The organism is Chamaesiphon sp. OTE_8_metabat_110, from assembly GCF_031382685.1.
GTDB lineage: Bacteria > Cyanobacteriota > Cyanobacteriia > Cyanobacteriales > Chamaesiphonaceae > Chamaesiphon.
In genome coordinates, this window is record NZ_JANMZA010000526.1 from 1 (window position 1) to 7,199 (window position 7,199).

At 47.3% G+C, this 7,199-nt stretch carries 7 protein-coding genes; 2 read left to right on the plus strand and 5 right to left on the minus strand.

Annotated elements, in window-relative coordinates; genetic code table 11:
• The 3 genes from RMO52_RS19075 to RMO52_RS19085 form a co-directional block, all read right to left on the minus strand.
• On the minus strand, positions 1-230 hold a 230-nt coding region (locus tag RMO52_RS19075), incomplete at its 3' end, for an inorganic diphosphatase (protein WP_310417405.1).
• Positions 231-356: 126 nt separating this feature from the next.
• The gene (locus tag RMO52_RS19080) at positions 357-542 is read right to left on the minus strand and encodes a hypothetical protein (RefSeq protein ID WP_309743546.1); all 186 of its coding nucleotides are present in this window, start codon (positions 540-542) and stop codon (positions 357-359) included.
• 405 nt (positions 543-947) lie between these two features.
• Positions 948-1,160, minus strand: coding sequence for a hypothetical protein (locus tag RMO52_RS19085; RefSeq protein ID WP_309743548.1), 213 nt, complete (start codon positions 1,158-1,160; stop codon positions 948-950).
• Between the two features lie 293 nt (positions 1,161-1,453).
• Between RMO52_RS19085 and RMO52_RS19090 the strand changes: the two genes are divergently transcribed.
• Entirely contained in the window at positions 1,454-1,687 is a 234-nt protein-coding gene (locus RMO52_RS19090) for a hypothetical protein (protein ID WP_309743550.1), read from the plus strand.
• Between the two features lie 34 nt (positions 1,688-1,721).
• Here RMO52_RS19090 and RMO52_RS19095 read toward each other — a convergent pair whose 3' ends face one another.
• Together RMO52_RS19095 and RMO52_RS19100 are read right to left on the minus strand one after the other, a co-directional pair.
• The gene (locus RMO52_RS19095) at positions 1,722-5,807 is read right to left on the minus strand and encodes a cobaltochelatase subunit CobN (protein WP_310417408.1); all 4,086 of its coding nucleotides are present in this window, start codon (positions 5,805-5,807) and stop codon (positions 1,722-1,724) included.
• Between the two features lie 395 nt (positions 5,808-6,202).
• A complete protein-coding gene (locus RMO52_RS19100; RefSeq protein WP_310417411.1) occupies positions 6,203-6,391 on the minus strand; it encodes a S26 family signal peptidase in 189 nt (62 codons plus the stop codon).
• 148 nt (positions 6,392-6,539) lie between these two features.
• Between RMO52_RS19100 and RMO52_RS19105 the strand changes: the two genes are divergently transcribed.
• The gene (locus tag RMO52_RS19105; RefSeq protein WP_310417414.1) at positions 6,540-6,767 is read left to right on the plus strand and encodes a hypothetical protein; all 228 of its coding nucleotides are present in this window, start codon (positions 6,540-6,542) and stop codon (positions 6,765-6,767) included.
• Positions 6,768-7,199 lie beyond the last annotated feature (432 nt).

The following is a 7,199-nucleotide window of genomic DNA, read 5'->3' on the forward strand; positions in this document are numbered from 1 at the left end:
GGCTGATCCATCATCACCATCCCATCGAGCGGATCGCCATCGTTACCCAGCGTATTGGGAATGAAGCCATAGTCGCAAGGATATTGTACCGAAGATGACAAAACGCGATCGAGTGCCATCGCATTCATGTCTTTATCAAATTCGTACTTATTCTTACTCCCAGCGGGAATTTCGATTAAAACGTTGATAATCCCAAATTTAGGTTGAGCGGGAATGAGCGTTAAGTCCAAAGTAAAATTCTCCAATTCAAAAAAGCTGGGGGATGTTTATTCCTGACAGAATAGATCCCCTGCTTGCATTTTACTAGGGATTGGGAATTGGATAATAGCTTTTAGCGTCCGAATCTTGGCTTTAGGTCATTCGGGTAACGCTGCTGGTGGCAAATTGGGTAAAGCTTGGACACTGCTAACTGGCGAGTAATGAACGATTGCCGCCACAGGTAGTATCAATGTAAAGATCGCGATCGCACTTCCCCAGAACTCTCCCCACTTATGTGGAGGAGGCTCGGTTTTAGGTTTGCCAGGCGGGACGCTAGATTCCATGTAATGAATGTATTTAACTCAGCATTGATGCAAACTACCGGACTTGCCGGAGCTTTAACTTGCACCACTAATACCATTTTACCCAATAACGGGGAGATAGTTGTTACACAGCTCACATTTGTTCGCATTTGAGCGAGTCTTGACTTGTGCTGGGGTCGATCGTGCTATGGGTGTTAACTCTTTGAGGCGGAAAGTTGGGGAGTCTCACGGAGTCGCGATCTGAGCTTCAACTGGCTCTAATTTTTGCTCGGTTCGCTCTCTAGAAACGATAACCTTCACTAGACAATTAAATTTCTATTGAGGACGACTGAAGAGATATTCTTTAATGCGATTTTGCTCTGTTTGTAAGCCAAGAATATCACTAGATATCCCCGCCAGACGCAAATCGATTCTCATTCTGAGAGGCTACGCCAACGTATTAATGCGGCTGTCGATAATCTGTACCCGTTCTTCGACCTTTTTTAATCGTTCTGAAACTTGTTGGATGTCGCTAGAAAGTTGTCTATTATCACTACGGATATCGTTCAATTGGCGTTCAAAGCTACCAAATCCCGATTGGATGGCGCTAATTAGGCTATCTAGCTTCTGTTCGACTTGCTCTAAGCGTTCTTCTGACATTGGATATTCAACCCGAACTCTCTGTACGGCACGTATTTAAATACTATCATAATGGTTCGCGATCGCGTAGTTGCTCGTAGGCGATCGACAAGCTGCTTTGTAGAGTGAAATAGTGTGAGTAAACGCGATCGTTGGCGTAGCCTACCGTAGGTAATCGACACTAAATCAGAGAGTTAGATATGGTTGGTGTAAGTGGTGTAGCTAGTTAATGGAGCGCTCGCAATCATAATCGGTAATCATGATATAAATCTATCTTACTTGGGAATACTAGATCGACAGATTCTATTAAATAAATGAACAAAATTAAGCAAATAGCTTTGATATCTTTGTCTATTATATCCATAAATTCTTGTATAAGTTCTGCAAATGCACAACGTCTAAATTGGACTGATGCAGATTTTGAAGGTTACAGAGTCATAGCAGATACAGCCTGGAAAACAAAAGAAGAAGCACAGCAGCGGGGCGAATTTCTAAATTCCCGCTACGGATACCAAAATATTGGAATTTTGTGGATACCCTTTAGCTAATATGTGGCAAGTCGAGTTAACCCTACACTTCTTGTTAATTACCCTGCGATTCAATAACTCCTTCAGCTTCATTCACCATCAATTTTAGCCGCTCCAATGTCCATAATTCGACATCCTCCCACAAACCCCGTTGATTAGCTTCTAACAACCTTTCTGCCATATCTCGCTGCACCCACGGATTATTTTGCTCGATAAATTTTCGTACCGATTCATCAAACAAATAGGCATCCGCCACACCTTGATACATGAAGTCCTGGACGCAATTAGCCGTGGCATCGTAGGCAAATAAGAAATCTAACGTCGCTGCCATTTCTGAGGCTCCCTTGTAGCCGTGGCGCATGGCTCCGGCGATCCATTTGGGGTTGACGACACGCGAGCGATATACCCTGTCAATTTCCTCTGTTAATTTGCGAACTTTAGGATTTTCGGTGCGGGAATTGTCGCCGAAATAGGCCTCGGGTGCTGTGCCAGATACTTGTTTGATTGCGGCGGTTAAACCACCTTGAAATTGATAATAATCATCAGAGTCGAGCAAGTCATGTTCGCGATTATCTTGATTTTGGAGGACGATTTGCATATTGCCCAAGCGTTGATTAAATGCTTCCGGTGCGGCGATGCCTTCGGCTTTGTTGGTATAAGCGTAGGCACTCCAATTAATATAAGCTTGGGCTAAATCTGCTTCGGTTTCCCAGTTTTGCGACTCGATTAATCCTTGCAATCCGGCACCATAGGCTCCTGGTTTAGAGCCGAAAATCCGGTATTGCGATCGAGTTTCCGCTTCATCTAATGTTAATCCCTGTTCTAACCATTTCAACTTTTCTCGATCGACTTGAGCGGCTAATGGATTTTGTTCTGGTGTTTCTTCTAATGCTGCGACAGCTTTAACAGCATTATCAAATAAGTCAATTAAATTGGGGAAAGCATCGCGGAAGAAACCAGAAATTCGTAAGGTGACATCGACGCGGGGACGACCTAAGATTGAGATAGGTAAAATCTCGAAATCTACCACTCGGCGCGATACGCCATCCCAAACTGGTTGGACACCGATTAATGCTAAGGCTTGGGCGATATCGTCGCCGCCAGTTCGCATGGTGGATGTGCCCCAAATCGATAAGCCGAGGGTTTGGGGATATTCGCCGTGTTCTTGAGTATATCGATCGATCAGCACTTCTGCGGCTTTTCGTCCGAGACACCAGGCTGTTTCGGTGGGTACGGCGCGAATGTCTACTGAGTAGAAGTTGCGTCCAGTTGGGAGGACTTCGGGTTTACCGCGTGTGGGTGCGCCAGATGCGCCGCTGGCGATGTATTCGCCGTTTAAGCCGCGCAGGAGGTTGGTCATTTCCTGGGGGGTTTGGTGGAGTGCGGGGAGGAGTCGGGTGGAGATCCAGTCTAGTTCGGCTTGGGTGTGGGTGCCGACGGTTGGGGTGTGATTGGTGAGGATAGCGGAGACTAGTTCTGCGGCGTGCTGTTCGAGTATTTCTACTGCGTCGCCGATGATGCGGATTGGTTTGGTTGCTAGCTTCGTTTTGGCATCTGAATCCCCCCTAGCCCCCCTTAAAAAGGGGGGGATCGGATCTAGATATATGCGGGAATCTATGTTCTTAGTCCCTCTTAAAAAGGGGGATTTAGCGGATGCGATCCGGTCGGGTTCCCCGACCATGGAAGCACACCAAGCAGGGGGATTCTCACCAATCTCGAAACCCACTAACTCTTTGCCTAAATCAGCCGTCAACGGATCGAAATCCCATTCCCAATCCAACGCAATTGCACGGGTTAAACCGAGTCTGTTAGCATTAGGATTGCGCGCGATCGCAACCACAAGATCTCGTAGTTGTGTATCCTGGGGGCACTGCCCAAAAATATGCAAACCATCGCGAATTTGGGCTTCTTTCAGTTCGCAGAGATAGCCGTCGGCGGTGTTTAGGAATTGGGTGAGGATCGCGTCGGAACCCACCCCGTCGCTGTCGCGCCACCCCTCCTCGGAGGGGATTTTGATGCTGAGGGTTTCGTGGAGGTGTTCTGTTTGGATGAGGGCGATTACTCGATCGCGAATTACTGGCATCCGCGATGGATCTAGTGTTTGGGCTTCATAATATTCATCGATTAAACCTTCTAATTGATTTAAACTGCCGTAGAGTTCTGCCCGTGTCATCGGTGGGGTGAGATGATCGAGGATGACTGCTTGGGTGCGACGTTTTGCTTGGGAACCTTCACCAGGATCGTTGACGATGAAGGGGTATAAGTGGGGCATGGCTCCGAATACGGCTTCGGGATAGCAATTTTCTGACAGGGCGACGCTTTTGCCTGGGAGCCATTCTAAGTTACCGTGTTTGCCGACATGGACGATCGCATTTGCACCAAAATTCGATCGTACCCAGTGGTAGAAGGCGACGTATTGATGGGGTGGGACTAAATCGGGTGCGTGGTAGTTGAGGTTGGGATCTTTGTCGTAGCCGCGTGCGGGTTGGATGCCGACGAAGACGTTGCCGAATTGGATGCCGGGGATGGGGTAATTGGTGGGTTGCGGAGATGGTGAATCCCCCCTAGCCCCCATTTTTAAGGGGGGGATCGGATCTAGCTCCGTGCTGAAATCTGTGTTCTTAGTCCCCCTTTTTAAGGGGGATTTAGCGGATGCGCTCCGGTCGGGTTCCCCGACCATGGAAGCGCACCAAGCAGGGGGATTCTCACCAACGTCGCCCCACCGCTCAACAATCCCCTGCTGCACCGCAATCGGTAAAGTCTGAAAATGCGATCGATACTCCTCACCATCCAACGACTGACTAGCCTTGCGCCAGCCATCCCCTTCAGGATCGTTAGTCACCCCCGCCGTCAATAACTTAATCAACTCCCCACTATCCGCCGGAATCTCCCCAACTTGATAACCCGCCGCCTTCAGCGCGTGGAGGATTTCGACACAACTCTGCGGCGTATCCAATCCCACCCCATTCGCCAACCTACCATCGCGAGTCGGATAATTAGCCAGAATCAGAGCTACCTTACGTTCTTTTACCGACTTCCGTCGTAGCTTACTCCAATTTAAAGCCAATTCTGCCACAAATTCGACTCGATCGGGTACAGGCTCATACACCAATACATCCGTCTGAATTGCCGAGTTCTGAGTTTGCACCGCCTTAAACGAAATCGCCCGCGTAATAATTCGCCCATCCACTTCTGGGAGAGCCACATTCATCGCCATATCGCGCGGTGTCAAACCCTGCCAACCAGACTCCCAAAATTCCTTCCCTGCGCCGCTCAAAATTACCTGAAAAACAGGTAGATTCAGCGTTGCCCACAAGCCCACCTGGGGCGTATCCGTATCCAAACTCGCCAGAGAAAAACTGGTGGTATTGAGTAAAACATCCACACCCTGCTGACAATAGCTAGTTAATACCCGCTGCACCACCGGATCTTTGAGCGAAGACACAAAAATCGGCATGGGAGTTAGCTTTCGATCGACCAATGCTTGACATAATGCCTCGATCGCAGCAAGATTTCCAGATAGATAGTGCGCCCGATAGAAAACGATCGCCGCCCCACCCTGTAATGGCATTCCCTCCGGCAACCACCGCACCTCATCATAAATTCCCACACGCGGCACAACTTCAGCAGCGCGGTATGCACACTCAAAATCCAGCCACCGACTAGCGATAAAATTCAATAACTGACGATAGTTATCTACCCCACCCTCAATCAGATATTGCCACACTCGATCGACATCTGCCAAACTCGCCGTAGAATGGCTCATCAAGGTCGGATCGGGACGGTCGTCACCCGGCAGAACGATTAACACCGCTCCCGTCTGTCTGGCAGTCTCCTGGACGACTTCTAGCCCATAACTCCAGTAAGATTGACCCCCAATTAACCGGACGATAATCACCTGCGCCGCCGTCAATACATCCTCGGCATAAGTATCGATCGTCAATTGTTGCTGTAACTGCAACAAATTCATCACCCGCACCTGGGGAAAATCTGCCTGTAATTTACTCGCCGCAACTGCTAATGTCTGAATATCGGTATCGGCAGCGGTGATAAATACGATCGGGGCTGGCTGTTGTTCGACAAAGATGACACCCTCAGTAGCAGGATTCCAACCACCCGGTATTGTAGCGAGACGATGCATCGATTTTCACCCTGACAGACAGCACCTCATTGTAACGAACTTGGATTAACAAGTCGATCGCGATCGATGGTAATTACGCTCTGATTATCGATCGACGATGAGAATCCTGTCAAATGGATCGCGGTGATGGAGTGATAGATTCATGACCCCAACTGTATTGGCGAACGAAATTGTTAACACGATGATTCCAGCAGGTTCTAAACTAGGCTCGATCGATTCATAGTTCGATCGAAGTAATAATCTCCCGATACTTAATTTAATCGCGATTTCCCACAGACTAGCAATGCTAATGTCAACTCGATCGGCAGTTTCAATTTATGTTTTTATCGATTTGGGTAACTGACAGCCATTCTCTGAATACCAGATGAAAGCATGAGTATCTAAAAGTAGATTAGTCACTCTATATACTCCTGAATGTAAGCTTCTGGCAAAGGTTTATCATTTACCCAAGTAATACCTTCTTTAATTTCTATCCGATCGTCAGGAGTACCAATAACATGACTTATTTGAATTCGATGTGCTTCTAATTCTGCCGCATGTTTTGACCCATCGCTACGATCGATCGAATCTACCACCATTTTCATATTTCGCTTGCACTTATAAAAACCGAATGTTTGGGATTAGATATCATACTTTCGATCGATCCCTCCAATTCTAACTGCTCAGATCGATCGCAATTATCGATCGGATCGTCAGCACAGACACGCTCAAACACTCGATCGCCTGTCAATAATGCCATACAATAGATACATATCCTCACCAACCGAGCAGCCAAATATCATGCAAGCTCACCAAAATAGTATCAAAGTCAATATTCTGCTCCAGCAACGATCGGACGGGAAAACTGTTGCTTCTGTGTTGGAAGTTCCTGACTGTAACGCTGTAGAGAATAGTCGAGAACAGGCTGTTAGTAGTCTGCGAACCAATCTGATTGAGAAACTAGAGACAGTGCATCAATAGGATCGAGTAGTCATCACGATTGTCACTGCGGAAGAGCAATTACGCGGTCGGTTGAGTGTAATTAGTAAAGCATTCGACCCCAAAAGCAAAACATCGCTTTCGTTAGCTTATCAAAATTTACGTTTGACTATCGAGAGTTTACAAGAATTTGAGCAAATAGATTTAGTCAGTATATAATTCATCAATCAAATTGCAATGGTGGCTCGATAAAGCGACTTTCCCTTGGACCTTCCTGTACTGACGCGAGTTCTCGATGCTCTGTATCGGTCATTTCATGTGCGTATGCTTTGGAGGCGTTGCTGGATCGGGGTATGATTTACCGACCGCCGCTTAGGCGGCGCGCAAGCTTCGAGGGATATTTTCATCGATCGATTATCGCGATCGATTGAATATGGAATTGGCAGTTCATTAAATTTCAGATAATGAAGGAGT

What these genes read in the sequence shown, in the direction of transcription:
- RMO52_RS19105 (WP_310417414.1), top strand. Translation starts at nt 6,540, where the DNA reads ATGCCATACAATAGATACATATCCTCACCAACCGAGCAGCCAAATATC.
- RMO52_RS19085 (WP_309743548.1), bottom strand. Translation starts at nt 1,160, where the DNA reads ATGTCAGAAGAACGCTTAGAGCAAGTCGAACAGAAGCTAGATAGCCTA.
- RMO52_RS19090 (WP_309743550.1), top strand. Translation starts at nt 1,454, where the DNA reads ATGAACAAAATTAAGCAAATAGCTTTGATATCTTTGTCTATTATATCC.
- RMO52_RS19095 (WP_310417408.1), bottom strand. Translation starts at nt 5,807, where the DNA reads ATGCATCGTCTCGCTACAATACCGGGTGGTTGGAATCCTGCTACTGAG.
- RMO52_RS19100 (WP_310417411.1), bottom strand. Translation starts at nt 6,391, where the DNA reads ATGAAAATGGTGGTAGATTCGATCGATCGTAGCGATGGGTCAAAACAT.
- RMO52_RS19080 (WP_309743546.1), bottom strand. Translation starts at nt 542, where the DNA reads ATGGAATCTAGCGTCCCGCCTGGCAAACCTAAAACCGAGCCTCCTCCA.